Origin of the sequence: Pseudomonas reidholzensis, assembly GCF_900536025.1 — a bacterium.
GTDB classification, from domain to species: domain Bacteria; phylum Pseudomonadota; class Gammaproteobacteria; order Pseudomonadales; family Pseudomonadaceae; genus Aquipseudomonas; species Aquipseudomonas reidholzensis.
Window position 1 is genome coordinate 98887 of record NZ_UNOZ01000017.1, and the last position, 19207, is coordinate 118093.

A 19207-nucleotide genomic window follows, 5' to 3' on the forward strand; every position below is an offset into this window, starting at 1 on the left:
AGATACTTGTAGGCCGCCGCCGATGCTCATACACAGATGTCCAACACCATAACCAAAGGTAATACCAATGCTGCCCAGCCAAGAAGCCTGCGAATCCACCGCGATGGTGTTCAAGCTGCGGCATATGGAAGTGTTTCGCGCGGTCATGCTGACCGGCTCGATCAGCGCCGCGGCAAAGATGCTCTACGTCTCGCAGCCGGCCGTGAGCAAGCTGATCGCCTACATCGAGGGCCGCCTGACCTACCGGCTGTTCGAGCGCATCAACAATCGTCTGGTGCCGACCGCCGAGGCGCAGGTGCTGTTTCGCGAGGTCGAGCGCGTTTACCAGGCGGCACTGGTGGTCAACGAGTGCGCGCTGTCGCTGGCCTCGGGTTCGCAACGCAACCTGCGCATCTCCTGCAGTGCGTCGCTGTCGACGGTGGTCATCCCGATCGCCCTGGCGCAGCTCAAGCGCGAATCGCCGTCACTGAACATCGAGTGGCAGACCTCGTTGATGAACGAGATGCCCAACCAGATCCTGTCGAAAAAGGTCGACCTGTCGATCGCCGCCCTGCCGCTGGTGCATGACCATCTGCATTCGCAGGCGTTCATGCGTGGGCGCATGGTGGTGGTGCTGCCGCCCGAGCACCCGCTCGCCCAGCAGCCCCAGCTGTCGCTGCGCCAGCTCGAAGGGCAAGCGCTGCTGCTGTTCAGGCCGGACATGCCGTTTGGCAAGCTGCTCGCGCAGGAGATCGAGCGCGATGGCGCGCAGCTGGAGTCGCTGCTGTCGTTCACCAATGCCAACGAGGCGGTGGCCCTGGTCAAGCAAGGGATGGGCATTACCATCATCGATGAGTTCGTGGCGCAGGGCAGCGGGCTGGCGGTGGTGCCGCTGGCAGAGGAAATTCACTTCGACATCAGCTTTGTCTATTCGCGTTTCGAGCCGCCGTCGCAGGCGTCGTTGCAGCTGATGCGGGTGTTGCATGCCCACGCGGTCAAGCTGGGGCGGGAGATTGCCGGGTTTGCCATGCCGACGGCCTGAGTGGGTAACGTCAGGCCGGCCGTCACCGCTCTCCACCCCGCGATGGGAGCAGGCCTACTCTTTCGCTTGCCCGTCGATCACCACGGGCTCGCCGATCGCATAAAAGTGCCCGCCCGCCACATAGTGCAGGCTACGCAACGCCGGATCGGCCTGCTCGAAGTGCCAGTGCCCCGCCTGGAACACCCGCGTGTCCGCCCAGGCCGCCACCACCTCGGCAATGAACAGATCATAGGTAGTCTGGTTGTGCGGCTCCTCGATCACCCGGCACATCAGCCAGGCCGAGCAGTCACTGACCAAGGGCGCTGGATACCCCTCGACCCGGAACAACTGCACCCCGCTGTGCGCCAGCTTGTCGGGCTGATCAGCCAGGCTCTGGGTGCCGACCTGATGGGTCAGCCGCGCCTGCGCCACCGTCGGCAACTGAATCACCAACCAGCCACTGCCCTCGACCAACTGCCGGGTGTGCGCGCTCTTGTCGAGCACCACGGTGAGCTTGGGCGGGTCGAAGTCGAGGGCGCAGGCCCAGGCGGCCGCCATGACGTTGTCGACGCCCGCATGGCTGGCCGAGACCAGCACCGTAGGCCCGTGGTTGAGCAGGCGATAGGCTTTGTTCAGTGCAACGGGCTGGAAATAGGTGTTCATCGATAACCTCTGCAAGTGCTGCCCGAACCTCGAGCCTGGCAGTCAGGGGGGAATTCTGCCGCAAGCTGGCGAAGCTGACCATCGAACGGTGCGCCGCGGTCGAAGGCGGCCATAACGGTTTAGGAAATTTCCCACATCAAGCAAGGAATCTCCTTACTTGTTAGCCCGGCCCGGCGAAAACATGATCAGCACTGGATGACATCACCGCCTCCCGCCAGCGGGAGGCCGGCACCCCTGCGCTCCCGAGGAGGCTTTGCCATGTGCTCGCCGCATCATCACTCCACTACCGAGCTGCGCCGCACCCTGCGCCAGCTGCTTGACCACGACGTGTGCAACCCCGACGACGACCCGCACCTGTCCGGGGTGCTGTTTTTCTGCGCCACCGACGAACAGACGCGGCAGTTGATCGAACGCATCGAGCTGCTCGCCAGCGAAGCCTTCTTCGACCCCACTGGCCGGGCCATCCGCGACCACATGCGCGCCGCGGCGGTGGACGGTGTGCGGATCAGGCAGAAGCACAAGCGCGAGGATGACCAGACGGTGATTCGCATCGCCGTGCCCGACAAGGGCTACATCACCGTGAGCACGGCGCGGTTGTGACACCGGGTGCCGGGATGGAACAGCCATTGTTGCCTGCGGGTCAAAGCACAAGTGCCGCAACAGGGCTGTTTCACGCAGGCCCACGCCGGCCATACTGCCCCCCTCACCCGTTCCCACCCAGGAGTCCTCCAATGATCGTTCCCGCCCTCGGCCTCGGCACCTTTCGTCTCAAGGACCAGGTGGTCATCGACTCGGTCCGCACCGGCCTCGAGCTCGGCTACCGGGCCATAGACACCGCACAGATCTACGGCAACGAAGCCGAGATCGGCCAGGCCATCGCCGACAGTGGCGTGCCGCGCGCCGAGCTGTTTCTGACCAGCAAGATCTGGACCGACAACTTCGCCGCCGACAAGCTCATCCCCAGCCTCCAGGAAAGCCTGCGCAAGCTGCGCACCGATCACCTCGACCTGACCCTGATCCACTGGCCATCGCCCAACGGCGCGGTGCCGGTGAGCGAGTTCATGACGGCACTGGCCGAAGCCCAACGCCAAGGCCTGACCCGCCATATCGGTGTGTCCAACTTCACCATCGCGCTGCTCGAAGAAGCGATCGCCGCGGTTGGCCCTGGCGTTATCGCCACCAACCAGATCGAGCTGCACCCTTACCTGCAAAACCGCAAGCTGGTTGGCTTCATGCAGCAGCACGGGATCGACGTGACCTCCTACATGACCCTGGGCTATGGCAAGGTCCTGCAGGACCCACTGATCCAGGCCATCGCCCAGCGCCATGCCGTCAGCCCGGCCCAGGTGACCCTGGCGTGGGCACTGCAGCTGGGCTACGCGGTGATCCCGTCGTCGACCAAGCGGGAAAACCTCGCGAGCAACCTCAAGGCCGGCGCGTTGCGCTTGAGCGACGCCGAGATGGCCGAGATCGCCACCCTGGAACGTGGCGAGCGGATGATCAGCCCGGCCAGCCTGGCGCCCGCCTGGGACTGACCCTCGATCAGTCAGAAAATGGGTCGCCTGGTCCATAGCTTTCGCGGGGCAAGTCGCATCGGCGCACCGCCGCTCCCACGGAGCCCGCGCCGAACCAAGAACTCGTGCTTTACAGAGACCTCGTGGGAGCGGGCTTGCCCCGCGAAAGCGTCAGCCTAGTCACCGCGCGAGCCTCGGGCGAGACGTCACAAAACCAGGCCATGCGGGTATGCTGGGCGCCCGCCCCGCCCGGACCCGTCCATGGAACTGCACATCCGCCTCGAAGGCCGCAAAGGCCTGGCCGACCAGCTCTACCAGCAACTGCGTGCCGGCATCGACAGCGGCCACCTCGCCGCCGGTACCCAGTTGCCGCCCACCCGCCTGCTGGCCGAGCAACTGGGGGTTTCGCGCAAGACCGTGGCCGAAGCCTATTCGCGCCTGACCTACGACAACCTGCTCAGCGCCGTGGTCGGCCGTGGCACCTTCATCAGCCCACGGCACGCCCGCCAACCGGCCCCGGCCGAGGCCCTGCCGCTGGCCGCCGCGGACTCGCTCAAGCGCTGGCAGCAGCGCGCCACCGTGCTGACCCAGCGTGCCCTCGATGCGCCGTCGCGCTATGACTTCATCGGCGGTGCCTCGATCAAGGCGCAGTTCCCCTTCGACCAGTGGCGCAGTTGCCTGCAGTACGCCCTGCGCCGCAGCCAGCGCCACCCCGACCGGCACTTCTTCGCCCAGGGCCTGCCCGAACTGCGCGACGCCATCGCCCACCACATCGCCTATGCCCGCGGGGTGCACTGCAGCGCGGCCGACATCCTGGTGTGCAACGGCGCCCAGCAGGCGCTCGACCTGATCGCCCGGGTGCTGATCGAGCCCGGTTGCCCGGTGGCCATGGAAGACCCAGGCTACTCGCCGGCGCGCCAGCTGTTCCTGGCGCTCGGTGCGCGCCTGCAAGCGGTACCCGTGGACGCCGAGGGACTGTGCGTCGAGCAGATCGCCGACGGCACGCGGCTGATCTACGTGACCCCCTCGCACCAGTTTCCACTGGGCATGCCGATGAGCGAGCGGCGCCGCGAAGCCTTGCTGGCCAGGGCCGCGGAGCTGGGTGCGCTGATCATCGAAGACGACTACGACTGCGAGTTCCGCTACCAGGGCCCGAACAGCGATGCCTTGCAGCGGCTCGACCGCCACGGCCTGGTGGCGTATGTCGGCACCTTCTCCAAGACCTTGCTGCCCGAGCTGCGCCTGGGTTACGCAGTGCTGCCTGAGGCGGTGCTGCAGGCCGCCTGCGTGGCCAAGCACCTGAGCGACCTGCACAGCCCGACCTTGCAGCAATGGGCCTTGGCGCGGTTTATCAGCGAGGGCCACCTGAGCAAGCATATCCGCCGCTGCCACGAGATCTACAGCGCGCGCCGCGGGCGCATCCTGGCCCGCCTGGAAGGTGACCTGGCGCCCTGGCTGAGCGCGGTACCGGCCAACGCCGGCTTCCACCTGAGCGCACTGGCAAGCCCAGGGGTCGACGTCGAGTTGCTGACCAACCTGGCGCGCAAGGTCGAGGTCGGGTTGTATTCACTGGCGCCTTTCTACTGCGAGGCGCCGGTGCGCCCCGGCCTGCTGATGGGCTTCGGCGCCATTGAGCTGCTGGACATCGACCCGGCGCTGGACCGGGTCCGCGATACCCTCCAGCGGATCAGCTGAGCGCCTGTTGCGCAGGCCCCGGGCGAGCGATGGCGGCGGCGTAACCCTGCGGCACGAAGCGTGCGGTCACCAGCAGCATGGCCAGGATAGTTACCGTAAGCAGGGCCCAGGACGCCTGGAAGTCACCGCTGACATCCCGTAGCCAGCCGGTGATATAGGGCACGATGCCGGTGACGATGAAGCCGATGCCCTGGACGAAGGACGCCAGGCTGCCGGCTTCGGCAGGCGTTTTCAGGTGCTCCAGGGTCAAGGTCAGGCTGAAGCTGAAACACGACCCGAGGCCAAGGCCGATCAGCGCTACCCAAAGCCCCATCGCCACGGTCGGCGCCAGCAACAAACCGAGAAAACCGCACAGCTGGATAGCCAAGGCCAGCCATAGCCCCGGGCGGCGATCGGCCAGACGACGTAGCAGCAGCGGCAGGCCCAGCGCACCGAGAACCTGGAACACCGTCATCAGGCCCACCAGGTCACCGCCACCCTGGGCCGTACCGCCGTGCTCCAGGTGGTAGGCCGGCAGCCACGCCACCATGCTGGTGTAGCCACCATTGATCAGGCCGAAATACAACGCCAGCAACCACGCCCGGCGATTGCCGAACCAATGCCCTTCAGCCGCGCCAGCGCGTTTTGGCGTGCCTTGCCGTGGCCGCAGCAGCACCCAGGCGATGACCGCCAGCACCGCAGGCACGGCCCAGAAGCCGAGGCCCACCTGCCACCGCTGGAAGTACCCGCTGAGGTGCGGCCCGAGCACCGCCGCCAGCCCGCCCCCGGTCATCAGCGCCGCGCTGTACAGGCCCATGGTCGGCGCCAGCCGGCTGGGGAACCAGCGGTTGACCAGCCCCGGCATCATGCCCTGGACCAGCGCCACGCCAAGCCCGGCCAGCACCGCGCTGGCGATCAGCGCCCAGGCCGTCTCCAGTTGCAGCCGCCACAGGCAGGCCAAGGCAATCGCCGAAAGGCCCATGAGCATGCCGCCGTGCTCGCTCAACCAGCGCCGCAGCCAAGGCTGCGCCAATGGCACCAGCCCCATGCACAACACCGGCAACGCGGTCAGCAGCGCCGCTTGTTGATAGCCCAGGCCGGTGCTCGCGCGCATCGGCTCGAGCAACGGGCCAATGCTGGTGAGGATCGGCCGCAGGTTGAGCGCCAGCAACATCACCAGCAGCAGGTTGAACGCAGCTCTCATGCCGAGTGGGCCTGCTGCCACTCGCGGTACAGGTCGGCTTCACCGTCCGGTTTCAGCGCCCGCAGTGGCAGGCTCTGCTGTTGCGGTGGCAGGGCCATTTGCGCATACACCTGGGCTGTCGACAGGCCAAACGGCTCGCCCTCGCTGTTGTCGTAGGCGAACCATGCGCGGGTGATGCCGCACAGGTGCATGGCCGCCAGGCACATCGGGCACGGATGGCCGCTGGCGTAGATTTCGGCGCCGTCCAGGCGCGCCTGGCCAAGCGTCTGGGCGGCCTTGCGGATGGCCTGCATTTCGGCGTGGCTGGTCGGGTCCTGGGTGCTGTGGATCTCGTTGACGGCGCGGGCGAGCACTTGCCCCTGATACACCAGCACGGCGCCAAAGGGCCGGCCACCGGCCTGGATATTCGCGCGGGCCAGGTCGAGGGCTTCACGCATGAACTGTGGGTTGGACATTGATCGAAACTCCTGTTGCAGAGCCGCCATTATCCCGGCTCGCGGGCCAAGGCTGAAATGAAGAGATTGGATGCAGGTCAGTGGCCCCCTGAATGGCCGCATTGGCCTCCTGGCAAAGCAGCGCATTGGCTATCGGGCCTGGCGCGCAGTGACGTTAGGCTTGCGCTCAATGACTACGGTAGCGCGCTCAGGCGCTCATCAACCTTGCTGGAGAACTGCAATGCACACCCGTATCGAATGGGCCAAGCACGCCCCGGACGCCTACAAGGCAATGGCTGGCCTGGAGCAGGCGCTGGCCAAGAGCGGCCTGGAGCACTCGCTGCTCGAACTGGTGCGCCTGCGCGCCTCGCAGATCAACGGCTGCGCCTACTGCGTCAACCTGCACGCCAATGACGCGCGCAAGGCCGGCGAAACCGAAGCGCGCCTGCAGACGCTGGTGGCCTGGCAGGACACTCAGTACTTCACCCCGCGCGAGCGTGCGGCGCTGGCCTGGGTCGAAAGCCTGACGCGGATGCCTGAACGCGGCGCGCCTCAGGATCAGTATGAGGCGCTGCAACAGCACTTCGAGCCGGCCGAGGTGGTCAACCTGACCTTGGCGATCGCTACCATCAATGCCTGGAATCGTTTTGGCGTAGGGTTTGCGATGGTTCCGGCCTGATGTGCTGGCAGGGCTGGCCTCTTCGCGGGGCAAGCCCTAATGCTGTGCACTTGAGTCATTCATCGCCTGTATTGGGGCCGCTCTGCGGCCCATCGCGACACAAGGCCGCTCCCACAGTGTCCGCGCATGCCCCGTTAAGATGGGCATGACGCGGTCGGTGTGGGAGCGGCCTTGTGTCGCGAAAGGGCCGCAAAGCGGCCCCAGCTTCCTAACTGACTGGCATTGGGGCGCGTCACCGACCACTCAACCGAGCCCGATAACTCCCCGGGCTGTGCCCCGTCCACTTCTTGAACGCCCGGTGAAACGCACTGGGTTCCTGAAAACCGGTCTGCTCGGCGATCTCGGCAATGCTCAAGGTGCCTTCGCGCAGCCGTTCGAAGGCCATCGCCCGGCGCACCTCGTCCTTGATCTGCTGATACGAGCGCCCTTCCCGCTCCAGCTGCCGGCGAAAACTGCTGGCACTCAACCCCAGCCGCTCGGCCAGCACCGTCAACGTCGGCCACTGCCCATACCCCCGCGCCCGCAGGTGCCGATACACCTCGGCGACCACCCCGTTCTGGTTCCGAAAACGGATCACCAGCCCTTGCGGCGCCGTGCGCAAAAAGGTCTTCAAGGCGGCCAGGTCCTGCACCACCGGCAGGCGCAGGTAGGCACTGTCGAACTCCACCTCGGTACGCCCGCTGCCCAACCGCAGGTCAGCCCCCCACAGCAGCGTGTCGTCCTCCTGGGCGGCCCGCGCCACGGCCAGCTCGGTGCGGTCGATGACGATGCGCCGGCCGGCCAGCCAGCACAGCAGGCCAATCACCAGCACCAGGTAGGTTTCTTCGGCATACACCCGCGTCAGCGGGTCGTCGATGCCCGATTGCACGCTGATCACCGCACGCCCGCCACGCACGCTCAAGGCGCCCCGCAGGTCGCGCAGGAACAAGGCGAAATTGCCCAGGCACTGGCGCAGGGCTTTTTCCAGGGTGGGCTCCTGGATCAGCCCCCGGCAGATCAGCGCAAAGCTGCCCAGTGGCATGCCGTGCCGGTCGAGGCAAAAGAACTCGTCGTCGAGCACCTGGATCATCTCCAGCCACAGCTGGGTGAACGCCTTGGCCGGCACGCGGGCGTCGGCCTGGTCGAGCAGCGCCGGGTCGATACCGACCCCACGCAATTGCGCGTCACGCCGCTGCGGCTGGTCACGCCACGCATGCAGCATGGCATTCAGGAAGTACACCGCGACTGAGTCGCTATCGCGCATGGCTGAGGGCTCGCTGTCTGTGCTGAGTGGCAAAAAATGCCAGTGTGAGTGAGCAGATCCGACATAGGCCGGGACGCGGGCTTTGCCTAGACTCGTGCCATCCGGACACGCCGGCCATTCTCGCAGAGCCTGGCCCCGTCCCGCCATGCCTTCGCACTTGGAGCCCCACATGAGCAGCCCAGAAATCTACGTTGTCAGTGCCGTACGTTCCGCCATCGGTGGCTTCGGCGGTGCGCTCAAGGACCTGCCCCTGGCCGACCTCGCCAGCGCCATCACCCGCGCCGCCGTCGAGCGCTCTGGCGCACCGGCCGACGCCATCGGCCACGTGGTGATGGCCAACGTCATACCCACCGAAGCGCGTGACGCCTACCTCAGCCGCGTGGCGGCAATGAACGCTGGGATCCCCAAGGAAACCCCCGCCTTCAACGTCAACCGCCTGTGCGGCTCCGGCCTGCAGGCGATCGTGTCTGCCGCGCAAGGCCTGCTGCTGGGTGACTGCGACGTGGCCCTGGCCGCCGGTGCCGAGTCGATGAGCCGCGGCCCGTACCTGCTGCCGCAGGCCCGCTGGGGCGCGCGCATGGGCGATATGCAGGCGATCGACTACACGACCGGCGTGCTGCACGACCCGTTCGAGCACTTCCACATGGGCATCACCGCCGAAAACGTCGCAGCCCAGCATGGCATCACTCGCCAGATGCAGGATGAGCTGGCCCTGACCAGCCAGCAACGCGCCGCCCGCGCCATCGCCGAAGGCCGCTTCGCCAGCCAGATCGTCCCGCTCGAGCTGAAGACCCGCAAAGGCAGCGTGCAGTTTGCGGTCGATGAGCACGTGCGCGCCGAGGTCACCGCCGAACAGCTCGCCGCCATGAAGCCGGTGTTCAAGAAGGACGGCAGCGTCACCGCCGGCAATGCCAGCGGCATCAACGACGGCGCCGCCGGCCTGGTCCTAGCCACCGGTGACGCGGTCCGCCGCCTGGGCCTCAAGCCGCTGGCACGCCTGGTCGCCTACGCCCACGCCGGGGTCGAGCCGGCGCTGATGGGCCTGGGCCCGATCCCCGCCACGCAGAAGGTCCTGGCCAAGGCCGGCCTGTCGGTCAGCGACCTCGACGTGATCGAGTCCAACGAAGCCTTCGCCGCCCAGGCCTGCGCGGTCGCCCGCGCGCTGGACTTCGACCCCGAGAAGGTCAACCCGAACGGCTCCGGCATCTCGCTCGGCCACCCGGTCGGCGCCACCGGGGCGATCATCGCCACCAAGGCGATCCATGAGCTGCAACGCATCCAGGGCCGCTACGCGCTGGCGACCATGTGCATCGGCGGCGGCCAAGGCATCGCCGTCGTCTTCGAACGCGTATAAGGAGCCCGCATCGTGAGCATTGAACAGATCGCCGTGATCGGCGCCGGGACCATGGGCAACGGTATCGCCCAGGTGTGCGCGGTGGCCGGCTACCAGGTGTTGCTGATCGACGTCGCCGACGCCGCCCTGCAACGCGGCGTGGCGACCCTGGCGAAAAACCTCGAACGCCAGGTCAGCAAAGGCACGCTGGACGCCGCCAAGGCCGAAGCCGCCAAGACGCGCATCCGCACCAGCACCGATTACGCGGCGCTGGCCAGCGTGCAGCTGGTGATCGAGGCCGCGACGGAAAACCTCGAGCTCAAGCTGCGCATCCTCAAGCAGGTCGCCGCCAACGTCAGCGCCGAGTGCCTGATCGCCACCAACACCTCGTCGCTGTCGGTCACCCAGCTGGCCGCCAGCATCGAGCGGCCCGAGCGGTTCATCGGCGTGCACTTCTTCAACCCGGTGCCGATGATGGCGCTGGTCGAGATCATCCGCGGCCTGCAGACCAGCGACAGCACCTACGCCCAGGCCCTGCTGGTGACCGAGAAGCTCGGCAAGACGCCGATCACCGCCGGCAACCGCCCAGGCTTCGTGGTCAACCGCATCCTGGTGCCGATGATCAACGAAGCGATCTTCGTCCGCCAGGAAGGCCTGGCCAGCGCCGAGGACATCGACACCGGCATGCGCCTGGGCTGCAACCAGCCGATCGGCCCGTTGGCGCTGGCCGACCTGATCGGCCTGGACACCCTGCTGGCGATCATGGAGGCCTTCCACGAGGGCTTCAGCGACAGCAAGTACCGCCCCGCGCCGCTGCTCAAGGAGATGGTGGCCGCCGGCTACCTGGGGCGCAAGAGCGGCCGCGGCTTCTTCACCTACTGAGGCACGAGCGCCATGTCGGTCAACGCTGCCCTACGCTGTGCCAACTTCGAGGAGCGTCGCGACAAGGCCCTGGCGCTGTTCGCCGAAAAGGGCTTTGGCCAGGTCAGCATGCGCGAGCTGGCGGCGCATGTCGGCCTGACCGCAGGCTCGCTGTACCACCATTTCGCGAGCAAGCAGGACCTGCTCTACGACCTGATCGAGGAGCTCTACGAAGAGCTTCAGGCGACCCTGGAGCAAGGCCGGCGGGCCCTGGCGCGAGGCAAGCCGGTGCTGCCCTGCCTGATTGCCGCGCACTGGCAGTTGCATGCCGAGCGGCCCTTGCAGTTTCGCCTGGCCGAACGCGACCTGTGCTGCCTGAACGAGGACCAACAGGCGCATCTGGCCGCGCTGCGCAGACGCTATGAGGCCGGCTTGCTGCACCTGGTCGCGCCGCAGTCGCGGCTCTCGGGCGAAGCGCTGGCGGCGACCGGGCAAGTCCTCGCGACCTTGCTCAACCAGCTGCCGGGCTGGCTGCAAGTGCGCGGCTTGCCTGACGAGCAAGGGCTGGGCTTGATGGAGAGTCTGCTGCTGGGTGGGATCGAGCGTACCTTGGGTCAGTCGATGACCGCCCTCAGGCCCCCGCCCCCTCGGGCAACAGGCTGCGCTCGAACATGAACACCCGCTGCGTTTGCGGCGTATGCCGGAACAACTGCTGCGGCCGCCCCAGCCGCGGTTGATTGCGCTCGCCCGTGTCCTCTACCCAGCCCAACGCCTTCATGCGCTCCAGGCGCTTGCGCAGCGAGGTGTTGTTGACCGGCTGGCCGAGGCAGGCCTGCACCGCCGTGAGCGCGTCCAGCACGGTAAATTTCTCCGGTACCAGGTACAGCGGCAGGTTGCTGTAGACCGTCTTCGCCGCCAGGCGATCGCGTGCGCGCTCGATCAGCAGGGCATGATCGAACGGCAGCAAGACCTTGCGCCCCAGCACACTGTCCAGGTCGAAAAACGCCAGTTGCGGCGCTTCGATCGGCTGTAGAGGGTCCAGCAACGCCAGGTAGTAGGTGCTCAACGACCAGCCACGCGGGTCGCGAAAGGCATTGCCCTCGGTCCCGACCTGCTCCATGTGCCGCGGCGTGACTTTGGCCTTTTCGCTCAACACCCGCTCGGCGGCCGCATCCAGGCTGTTGTCCGGCGTGCGGCCATTGACGATCACCCCCGGCAAGGCCCACTGCCCCGCATGCGGTTCACGCTCGCGGCGATTCAACAAGACCTGCAACACCTGCGTGTCCGGCGCCAGGCGCAGGGCAATGATGTCTACGCTGGCCAGTACTTCGACTGCACTCACTTCGATACTCCACCGCTTGATCCGCCCATATTCCACCAGAGCATCTAAATTCGGCAAGCAGAAAAACGCCCTGCGCTAGCGCTTGACAGACTTACTTCACCAGGTGGAATATATAGCCATTCCAGCGAGGAGCCTCCCGATGAACATCGCCAGTTTCGACGTCGACGCCCAGAACGGCTTCACCGCCAACGCCCCAGACGAACTGCCGGTCCCCGGCGGCCACCAGATCGCCCCCGCGCTGAATGCCATGGCCCGCCGCGCCAGCCTGCGCCTGGGCAGCAAAGACGCCCACCCGGCCAACGCTGCTTGGGTAGTCGCCGAGGCCAGCGAGATGCTGCAACCGTTGAGCCTGGCCAATGCCGACCTGACCTGGGTGCGCCACTGCGTGCCGGGCACCCCAGGCTTCGAGCTGCTGGCAGGGCTGCCCGCCCCGATCGACTACGCCTACTTCGTCTGGAAAGGCGTCGAGCCCGACCTGCACCCCTACGGCGCCTGCTACCACGACCTGGCCGAGCGCCGCTCCACCGGCGTCATCGAATACCTCACAGTGCGCCAGGTAGACGCGGTGATCGTCGGCGGCCTGGCCCTGGACTACTGCGTGTTGACCACCGCCCGGCAACTGCACCAGGCCGGCTTCACCGTGCTGCTGTACCTGCCGGCCTGCCGTGCACTGACCGCCGCAGGCGCTGACGCCGCCTGTGCCGAACTGGCCAGCGCCGGAGTCATCCTGTGCGCCGATGAAGCCGCGCTGGACCAGCAGATCGCCCAACTCAAGGAACAACGCCCATGAGCGACAGCGTGTTCGGCCCACGGATCGTCCAGAACCTGCTGGACACCGACTTCTACAAGATCACCATGATGCAGGCGGTGCTGCACAACTACCCCAACGCCGAGGTGGAATGGGAGTTTCGCTGCCGCAACAGCGAGGACCTGTCGCCCTACCTCGCCGAGATCCGTTACCAGGTCGAACAGTTGGCCGAGGTTTCGGTGACCCCGGACCAGCTCGCCTACCTGGAGAAGATCCCCTTCATCAAGCCCGACTTCATCCGCTTTCTCAGCCTGTTCCGCTTCAACCTGCGCTACGTGCAGATCGGCCTGGACTCGGCCGGGCAACTGGCGATCCGCGTGCGTGGGCCGTGGCTGCACGTGATCCTCTACGAGATCCCGTTGCTGGCGATCATCAGCGAAGTGCGCAACCGCTATCGCTACCGCGAAGTGCTGATCGAGCAGGTCGGCGAGCGTCTTTATCAGAAGCTCGACTGGCTCAAGGCCGAGGCCAGCCCCGCTGAACTGGCGGGCCTGCAACTGGCCGACTTCGGCACCCGCCGGCGCTTCTCGTACCGAGTGCAGGAAGAGGTCGTGCACATCCTCAAGCGCGATTTCCCCGGGCGCTTCGTCGGCACCAGCAACGTGCACCTGGCGCGTGAATACGACTTGAAGCCGATCGGCACCATGGCCCACGAATGGTTCATGGCGCACCAGCAGCTGGGGCCACGGCTGGTCGACAGCCAGGCCGCCGCGCTGGAATGCTGGGTGCGCGAGTACCGCGGGCAGTTGGGGATCGCCCTGACCGACTGCATCGGCATGGATGCGTTCGTGCGCGATTTCGACCTGTATTTCGCCAAACTGTTCGACGGCTTGCGCCACGACTCGGGGGATCCGCTGATGTGGGCGGAAAAGGCCATCGCTCACTATGAGCGGCTGGGGATCGACCCGCGGAGCAAGACGCTGATCTTCTCTGACGGGCTGGACTTCGCCAAGGCGCTGGAGCTTTATCGCGCGCTGCATGAGCGGATTCAGGTGAGCTTTGGTATCGGCACCCATCTCACCTGCGATATCCCGGGGGTGCAGCCGATGAACATGGTGATCAAGATGACCGAGTGCAATGGCGCGCCGGTGGCGAAAATCTCCGACAGCCCGGGGAAGACGCAGTGTCGGGATGAGAATTTTGTGGCGTATCTGCGGCATGTGTTTCGGTTGGGGTGAGAGGAACCAGAGCAGGTCCACCGACGACTAATGCGTTCCGTCGAACAGTAGACACGGTCGAAGCGGACTGAGTGGCGTAACTGAAATTTCAGCGTGGGTCTTGGGCTGAGATCTGGCAAATACACAGCAGCCGTGTGCGCGCCCGCCCATCATTTCGTGAGGCAAAAAAGAGGGCGTTCTAGAAGAAAGCCCTCAAAAACAGCGCCTAACGCTGTCTGGTGAGATCAGCAGGATTAAACCCAGTTAGCACCCGTCACTTTCTGGATGGAGAACGTGAGAATGTCGATCAGGGTGTCGACGTCAGCTTTGCTGTAATTCAGCGACGGTGCGAACCCAAGGATGTCGTCGGCAAATGCGCGAAATACCAGTCCTTCGGCAAAGGCATGAGCCAGGATTTTTTGGCCCAACTTCAAATTGGCGTCCGGTTTGGCTCTTGTATGCTTGTCCGCGACCAGCTCCACGCCAGCCAGCATGCCCCGCCCTCGAACCTGACCAACGATGTCGAGGTTTTCGAGGTTGCGCAGTCTGGACTGGAAATACTCCCCAACGTCCGTGCCGTTCTTCAAAAGGCCGTTTTCGTACAGATCCAGCGTGGCGTTGGCGATCGCGGCGCTGACTGGGTGGCCTGCGTAGGTCTGCCCATGACCGAATGGCGTGCCGTCGGAGCCAGCCTCGGCGATCGCCGCATAGATCTGCTCGGAGATGAGTGTTGCCCCCATCGGCGCATAACCCGAGGTCAGACCTTTCGCCAGCGTCATGAGGTCAGGACTGACCCCTTCGTGCTCGCAAGCAAACATCGGCCCGGTACGACCAAAGCCAGTGATGACTTCGTCCACGATAAGCAGGATGCCCAGCCGGTCGCATGTCGCACGTATCGCCTTTAAATAACCGGCAGGGGGGACAATCACACCACCAGATCCGATGATCGGTTCGCAGATGAATGCAGCAACTTTTTCAGGCCCGATTTCGAGCACCTTGCTTTCCAGCGCAGCAACCGTAGCCTGCAAGATGGCCGCCTCGTCCGGCCCCGCACTATGACGGTAGGGATAAGGGGCCTCGATGTGATGCTGAGTAGGCGTCGGCACATCAAAGTAACGGTGGAAGACCGCAAGCGCGGTTAGACCGCTACCAATGGCTGACGAGCCGTGATAGCCCCGCTGCACGGCAATGAAATGTTTCTTGTCTGGTCGACCAATGGCATTGAAGTAGTAGCGGACAGTGCGGATGGCAGTGTCGACCGCGTCAGAACCACCCTGGCCGAAAATGACATGATTCAATCCCCGAGGAGCCAGCCTTGCCAACCGGTCAGCAAGCTCAATGGCAGGCTCACTACCGAAACCAAAATATCCGGTGGCATAAGGCAATTCTTCGAGCTGCTTTCTCGCCGCGTCTACGATGGTTTTTTGTCCGTATCCGGCGTTTACACACCACAGACCGGAAAAAGCATCTTGAACTCGATGCCCATTGACATCGACCAGGTGAATTCCGTCTGCACGCTTCCAGGCGCATACGCCCTTCGCCTGATGATCCAGCAGCGCCGTCACAGGGTGAACCCAGTGTTGGTCTTTTTCTTGAAGGTTGCTCATACGACCTCTGATCTACCTGTCGGGTCGACCCTGCACCTCAATTTCGAGAGGCGCAGAGCGCGAAGCCAGCAAAGGTGAAGCGATTATTCCAGACCGCCTTGGCAGACGTATTTGATGTGCATGTACTCTTCGAGCCCGTGAACAGAACCCTCACGGCCATAGCCAGAATCCTTCACGCCACCGAATGGAGCCGCTTCGGCTGCCAGCGCCCCTTCGTTCACGCCGACAATGCCGCACTCCAGGGCGTCGGTGACACGGTGCACCCGACGCATGTCGTTGGTGTAGAAGTAGGAGGCCAAGCCGAACGGAGAGTCATTGGCCATCTCGATGACCTCGGCCTCGGTTTCAAACGAAGTGATAGGTGCAACAGGGCCGAAGGTCTCTTCGTGGAAGCAACGAGCGGCACGGTCAACATCTGCCAAAACAGTGGGGGCGTAGTAGGTGGACTCTGCACGCTGCTCAGTGAAGAGACGCTGGCCACCCGTCAGCACGCGCGCGCCTCGAGCGACCGCGTCGTTCACATGCTCCTCGATCTTGCTGATGGCCTTGGCGTTGATCATGGGGCCAATCTGCGACGCGCTATTGCTAGCCGGGCCTACAACCAGAGCCGACACACGTGCGGTCAGCTTCTCCAGGAAGGTGCCATAAACCTTGGATTGCACATAAACACGGTTAGGGCAAACGCAGGTCTGGCCGCCGTTGCGGAATTTCGCAACCATCAAGCCCTCGACCGCAGCATCGATATCCGCATCATCGAACACGATGAACGGAGCATTACCACCCAGCTCCAGCGCCAGCTTCTTCAAGGTGCGGGAAGACTCATGAGCCAGGTGCTTACCGACTGGAGTCGAACCGGTGAAGGTGATTTTGCGAACGCGCGCATCGTCGAGCCACACGTCCGCAACTTCCTTCGAGGAAGCGGTGATGACGATGTTCAATACACCTGCCGGCACCCCAGCCTCCTCGGCCAGCTTCACCAGGGCCAGAGCAGTCAGTGGCGTTTCCGCCGCAGGCTTGCAGACAACGGTGCAACCGGCAGCCAGCGCAGGCGCGATCTTCCTGGCAATCATGGCGGCGGGGAAGTTCCAAGGGGTGATGGCGGCAACGATACCCACGGGCTCTCTGTAAGCCGACATTTTACGGCCACGAACCGCCTGGGGAATGATATCGCCATTGGCACGAGTGGCCTCTTCAGCGAACCACTCGACGTAGCTCGCAGCGTAGGCAATTTCACCTACGGCTTCAGAGAGCGGCTTACCCTGCTCAGAGGAGATGATCTTACCCAGATCGTCAGCGCAAGCCATGATCAGGTCATTCCAGCGCTTGAGAATTACAGCACGCTGCTTGGCGGGCGTGGTGCGCCAGGCTTCGAATGCATGAGCAGCTGCATCGACGGCGGCCTTGGCATCCTTGGCGTCACTATTGGGCACCAAGGCAACACGTTCGCCAGTGGCAGGGTTGTTCACCGAAAGGGTCTCCCCCGCCACCGCGTCCTGCCATACACCGGCGATAAAGTTTTTGGTTGCCATCAGTTCTTTGCGCTGCAATTCGAAGCTCATAAAACCCTCACACAAATCTAATAGAAGCTACCCACGCCCCAAAACCTTGGAGTTCACTCACTCGCCATGAGGTTGACGCGGTGCAACTTCAGCCATTGTTCTGATGACCATCGTATTCAACGCCCCGCTTGCCATCCACCTACCTGGAATAGGAGGAATCGGGTCAAATTAAGCACCCGAACTAGCAAATCAAGAATCCGTGAACTGCAGCGAAGATGCTTACCCGCTTTGCTCGAGTAGCGGGTAGGCTGGGAGGATGCGGCGCGGTCAGCCCACCTTGCGCAGAGCGTTTTATCACTCGACCGTTTTTCCAGGGGGCCACGGGGGAATTACCCGCTGATGTTCTTGGCCCATAAAAAAGCCCCCAGTGTGAGGGGGCAACATACAACGACGGTAGAGACCAGAATCGAGTGACCATTTCAATTCATCTACCGGCTGAGCGAAACTACCATCGAGAGCGCTGACTATGCCTTCCTGGACATGACCATCGAGCACACTACCAGGGCTGCCCCCACCCAGATGTACCATTGCATGCCGACCTGAAGGTAGAGCGCCAGGAACGCAGTAGAAAGAACAGGCGTGGCGTAGCTGAGAACCGCAACTCGCTCATGGCACGCTTTCTTCATTGCATGATCCCAGACATAGAACGCTCCTCCCATAGGCCCAATCCCCATGTACAGGATCGCCCAGAGCTCGCTTGTCGTGAGCGACGGCCAATCGGCACTTGCACGATACAACGCCAGGCACACGGCTCCCGACACAATGCAGAAAAGACCAACAGACGCACTTTTGACGTTCGGATACTGCTTGGCCAGCAACGAATAAACAGCCCAGAGAATTGCCGACACGAAGGCGAGGAAGTAACCCAACCAGCTCCCTGCACCTACCGCGTGATCGGGGTTGCAACTAATGATGGCACCCGCAAAGCCAATGGCACCCGCCAGCAATGACTTAACGGTCAGCGTCCCATTGGCAACAAACAGCGGCGCCATTACAACAATCAGCACCGGCCACAGGTAGTGCAACAGGCTGACGCCGATAGGATCTGCCAGCTGAAGCGCATAGAAATAAATAACGTGATAGGCCAGCATGCAAAACGTGCCCAGCACGAAAAGCCGCCGCGGCATACGCCAAAGCTTGATCCACGGCAAGCCAATGAGCCCGCCAATAAACAGGGCGGCGCCCGTAATAAACATCGGAGAGACGTCGCTGCAAAATGTCACACTGACAGCAAGCGTACTCCATATGATCACAGCCAAAGCAGCAGGGATCATCGCGGAATTCGACTTGGCGGTTAACGTCTCGACAGTACTCATAACACTCAGCTTCCGCATAACGGGTAAAAAACCGGCAGCCGCTAGGCTGCCGGCACTGACTCAGCCCTTGAGCGCCTGCTTATGCGCTTCGGCCATTTCGCCCATGCTGTTGAAGCGGAAGTCTACATGCGGCATGCGCGACGGTACGTGGGTAGCGCCGTAGCCTTCTTTACCGTGGCGACGGTAGATCCAGGCCGAAACCAGGCCAGCGTCGTTGGCAGGAATGTGGTCGTGGTACAGGCTTTCTGCGGTGTGCAGAATTGCCTGCTGCTCGATGCCGACTTTGGCCAAGGCGTCGATCATGTAGGTGAAGTTGTTCGGGTTCGGCTTGTACGAACCGACGTCCTGCGCGGTGATGATGTGGTCGAATTCGACACCCAGCTTGGCATTGCTCAGCTTGAACTCGTTGCGGTCGATGTTCGACAGAATGACCAGCTTGTAGTGCTTTTTCAGGTACTGCAGCGCTTCGACGGTGTCAGGGAAGGCTGGCCAGTTCTTGACCGAGGTACCGAACTCTTCACGCTCGGCAGCGTCGGCTTCCAGGCCCCACTCTTTGGCGATGCGGTCATACACTGCACGCAGGATGTCCTGGTACAGAGCGCCCGGGGTTTCGGTTTGCTGAGGCGACTCGTTGCGACCGAACACTTCCAGCAGTTCGTCGGAGGTAAAGGTCTTGCCAGTGCGCTTGGCCAGAGGTTGCAGTGCGTTGACGATGCCGGTTTCCCAGTCGATCAGGGTGCCGTAGCAGTCGAAGGTCAGCGCTTTGAAGTCGGTCAGTTGCATCTTGGTATCCTACTTTTAGGTTTACTTGTT

At 63.8% G+C, this 19207-nt stretch carries 19 protein-coding genes; 10 read left to right on the plus strand and 9 right to left on the minus strand.

Going from position 1 to position 19207, the window contains the following annotated elements:
* Positions 1-67: 67 nt before the first annotated feature.
* Complete coding sequence (locus CCOS865_RS12760) at positions 68-1021, plus strand: LysR family transcriptional regulator (RefSeq protein WP_119141288.1); 954 nt, start codon at positions 68-70, stop codon at positions 1019-1021.
* Positions 1022-1075: 54 nt separating this feature from the next.
* Here CCOS865_RS12760 and CCOS865_RS12765 read toward each other — a convergent pair whose 3' ends face one another.
* On the minus strand, positions 1076-1663 hold the full coding sequence (locus CCOS865_RS12765; protein WP_119141290.1) for a flavin reductase family protein: 588 nt from the start codon (positions 1661-1663) through the stop codon (positions 1076-1078).
* A gap of 258 nt (positions 1664-1921) precedes the next feature.
* Here CCOS865_RS12765 and CCOS865_RS12770 point away from each other — a divergent pair, with 258 nt between their 5' ends.
* From CCOS865_RS12770 to pdxR, 3 genes are all read left to right on the plus strand, one after another.
* Positions 1922-2263, plus strand: coding sequence for a hypothetical protein (locus CCOS865_RS12770; protein ID WP_119141292.1), 342 nt, complete (start codon positions 1922-1924; stop codon positions 2261-2263).
* Positions 2264-2394: 131 nt separating this feature from the next.
* On the plus strand, positions 2395-3198 hold the full coding sequence (gene dkgB, locus CCOS865_RS12775; RefSeq protein ID WP_119141294.1) for a 2,5-didehydrogluconate reductase DkgB: 804 nt from the start codon (positions 2395-2397) through the stop codon (positions 3196-3198).
* A gap of 240 nt (positions 3199-3438) precedes the next feature.
* On the plus strand, positions 3439-4872 hold the full coding sequence (gene pdxR / locus CCOS865_RS12780) for a MocR-like pyridoxine biosynthesis transcription factor PdxR (RefSeq protein WP_119141296.1): 1434 nt from the start codon (positions 3439-3441) through the stop codon (positions 4870-4872).
* On the opposite strand, the gene CCOS865_RS12785 is transcribed toward pdxR, so the two are convergent.
* Together CCOS865_RS12785 and CCOS865_RS12790 are read right to left on the minus strand one after the other, a co-directional pair.
* Positions 4865-6055, minus strand: coding sequence for a CynX/NimT family MFS transporter (locus CCOS865_RS12785; RefSeq protein WP_119141298.1), 1191 nt, complete (start codon positions 6053-6055; stop codon positions 4865-4867). The genes pdxR and CCOS865_RS12785 overlap by 8 nt on opposite strands.
* A complete protein-coding gene (locus tag CCOS865_RS12790; RefSeq protein WP_119141300.1) occupies positions 6052-6510 on the minus strand; it encodes a nucleoside deaminase in 459 nt (152 codons plus the stop codon). The genes CCOS865_RS12785 and CCOS865_RS12790 overlap by 4 nt, the downstream gene beginning before the upstream one ends.
* A 220-nt stretch (positions 6511-6730) precedes the next feature.
* Here CCOS865_RS12790 and CCOS865_RS12795 point away from each other — a divergent pair, with 220 nt between their 5' ends.
* Positions 6731-7168, plus strand: a complete 438-nt coding sequence (locus tag CCOS865_RS12795; RefSeq protein WP_119141302.1) for a carboxymuconolactone decarboxylase family protein — start codon at positions 6731-6733, stop codon at positions 7166-7168.
* A 232-nt stretch (positions 7169-7400) separates the two neighbouring features.
* On the opposite strand, the gene CCOS865_RS12800 is transcribed toward CCOS865_RS12795, so the two are convergent.
* Positions 7401-8411: an AraC family transcriptional regulator gene (locus tag CCOS865_RS12800; protein ID WP_119141304.1), complete on the minus strand. Its 1011-nt coding sequence runs from the start codon at positions 8409-8411 to the stop codon at positions 7401-7403.
* 169 nt (positions 8412-8580) lie between these two features.
* On the opposite strand from CCOS865_RS12800, the gene CCOS865_RS12805 reads away from it, so the two are divergent.
* The 3 genes from CCOS865_RS12805 to CCOS865_RS12815 are packed head-to-tail and all read left to right on the plus strand — an operon-like array spanning position 8581 to position 11280.
* Positions 8581-9765, plus strand: a complete 1185-nt coding sequence (locus tag CCOS865_RS12805; protein WP_119141306.1) for an acetyl-CoA C-acyltransferase family protein — start codon at positions 8581-8583, stop codon at positions 9763-9765.
* A gap of 12 nt (positions 9766-9777) precedes the next feature.
* Positions 9778-10626 (plus strand): 3-hydroxybutyryl-CoA dehydrogenase, encoded by an 849-nt coding sequence (locus tag CCOS865_RS12810; protein WP_119141308.1) that lies wholly within the window; start codon positions 9778-9780, stop codon positions 10624-10626.
* A gap of 12 nt (positions 10627-10638) precedes the next feature.
* Entirely contained in the window at positions 10639-11280 is a 642-nt protein-coding gene (locus CCOS865_RS12815; RefSeq protein WP_119141310.1) for a TetR/AcrR family transcriptional regulator, read from the plus strand.
* On the opposite strand, the gene CCOS865_RS12820 is transcribed toward CCOS865_RS12815, so the two are convergent.
* Positions 11237-11947 (minus strand): NUDIX hydrolase, encoded by a 711-nt coding sequence (locus CCOS865_RS12820; RefSeq protein ID WP_119141312.1) that lies wholly within the window; start codon positions 11945-11947, stop codon positions 11237-11239. The genes CCOS865_RS12815 and CCOS865_RS12820 overlap by 44 nt on opposite strands.
* Before the next feature lie 139 nt (positions 11948-12086).
* Here CCOS865_RS12820 and CCOS865_RS12825 point away from each other — a divergent pair, with 139 nt between their 5' ends.
* Together CCOS865_RS12825 and pncB are read left to right on the plus strand one after the other, a co-directional pair.
* Positions 12087-12737 carry an isochorismatase family protein gene (locus tag CCOS865_RS12825; protein ID WP_119141314.1) on the plus strand — a complete coding sequence of 217 codons (651 nt, stop codon included), beginning with the start codon at positions 12087-12089 and terminating at the stop codon, positions 12735-12737.
* Complete coding sequence (gene pncB, locus CCOS865_RS12830; protein WP_119141315.1) at positions 12734-13933, plus strand: nicotinate phosphoribosyltransferase; 1200 nt, start codon at positions 12734-12736, stop codon at positions 13931-13933. The genes CCOS865_RS12825 and pncB overlap by 4 nt, the downstream gene beginning before the upstream one ends.
* Positions 13934-14166: 233 nt before the next feature.
* Here pncB and CCOS865_RS12835 read toward each other — a convergent pair whose 3' ends face one another.
* The 4 genes from CCOS865_RS12835 to CCOS865_RS12850 all read right to left on the minus strand — a co-directional run bounded on the left by CCOS865_RS12835 (position 14167) and on the right by CCOS865_RS12850 (position 19177).
* Positions 14167-15519, minus strand: coding sequence for an aminotransferase class III-fold pyridoxal phosphate-dependent enzyme (locus CCOS865_RS12835; protein ID WP_119141317.1), 1353 nt, complete (start codon positions 15517-15519; stop codon positions 14167-14169).
* Positions 15520-15602: 83 nt separating this feature from the next.
* On the minus strand, positions 15603-17078 hold the full coding sequence (locus CCOS865_RS12840; protein ID WP_119141319.1) for an NAD-dependent succinate-semialdehyde dehydrogenase: 1476 nt from the start codon (positions 17076-17078) through the stop codon (positions 15603-15605).
* Between the two features lie 464 nt (positions 17079-17542).
* Positions 17543-18394, minus strand: coding sequence for a DMT family transporter (locus tag CCOS865_RS12845; protein ID WP_119141321.1), 852 nt, complete (start codon positions 18392-18394; stop codon positions 17543-17545).
* Positions 18395-18454: 60 nt separating this feature from the next.
* Entirely contained in the window at positions 18455-19177 is a 723-nt protein-coding gene (locus CCOS865_RS12850; protein WP_119141323.1) for a haloacid dehalogenase type II, read from the minus strand.
* Positions 19178-19207: the final 30 nt, after the last annotated feature.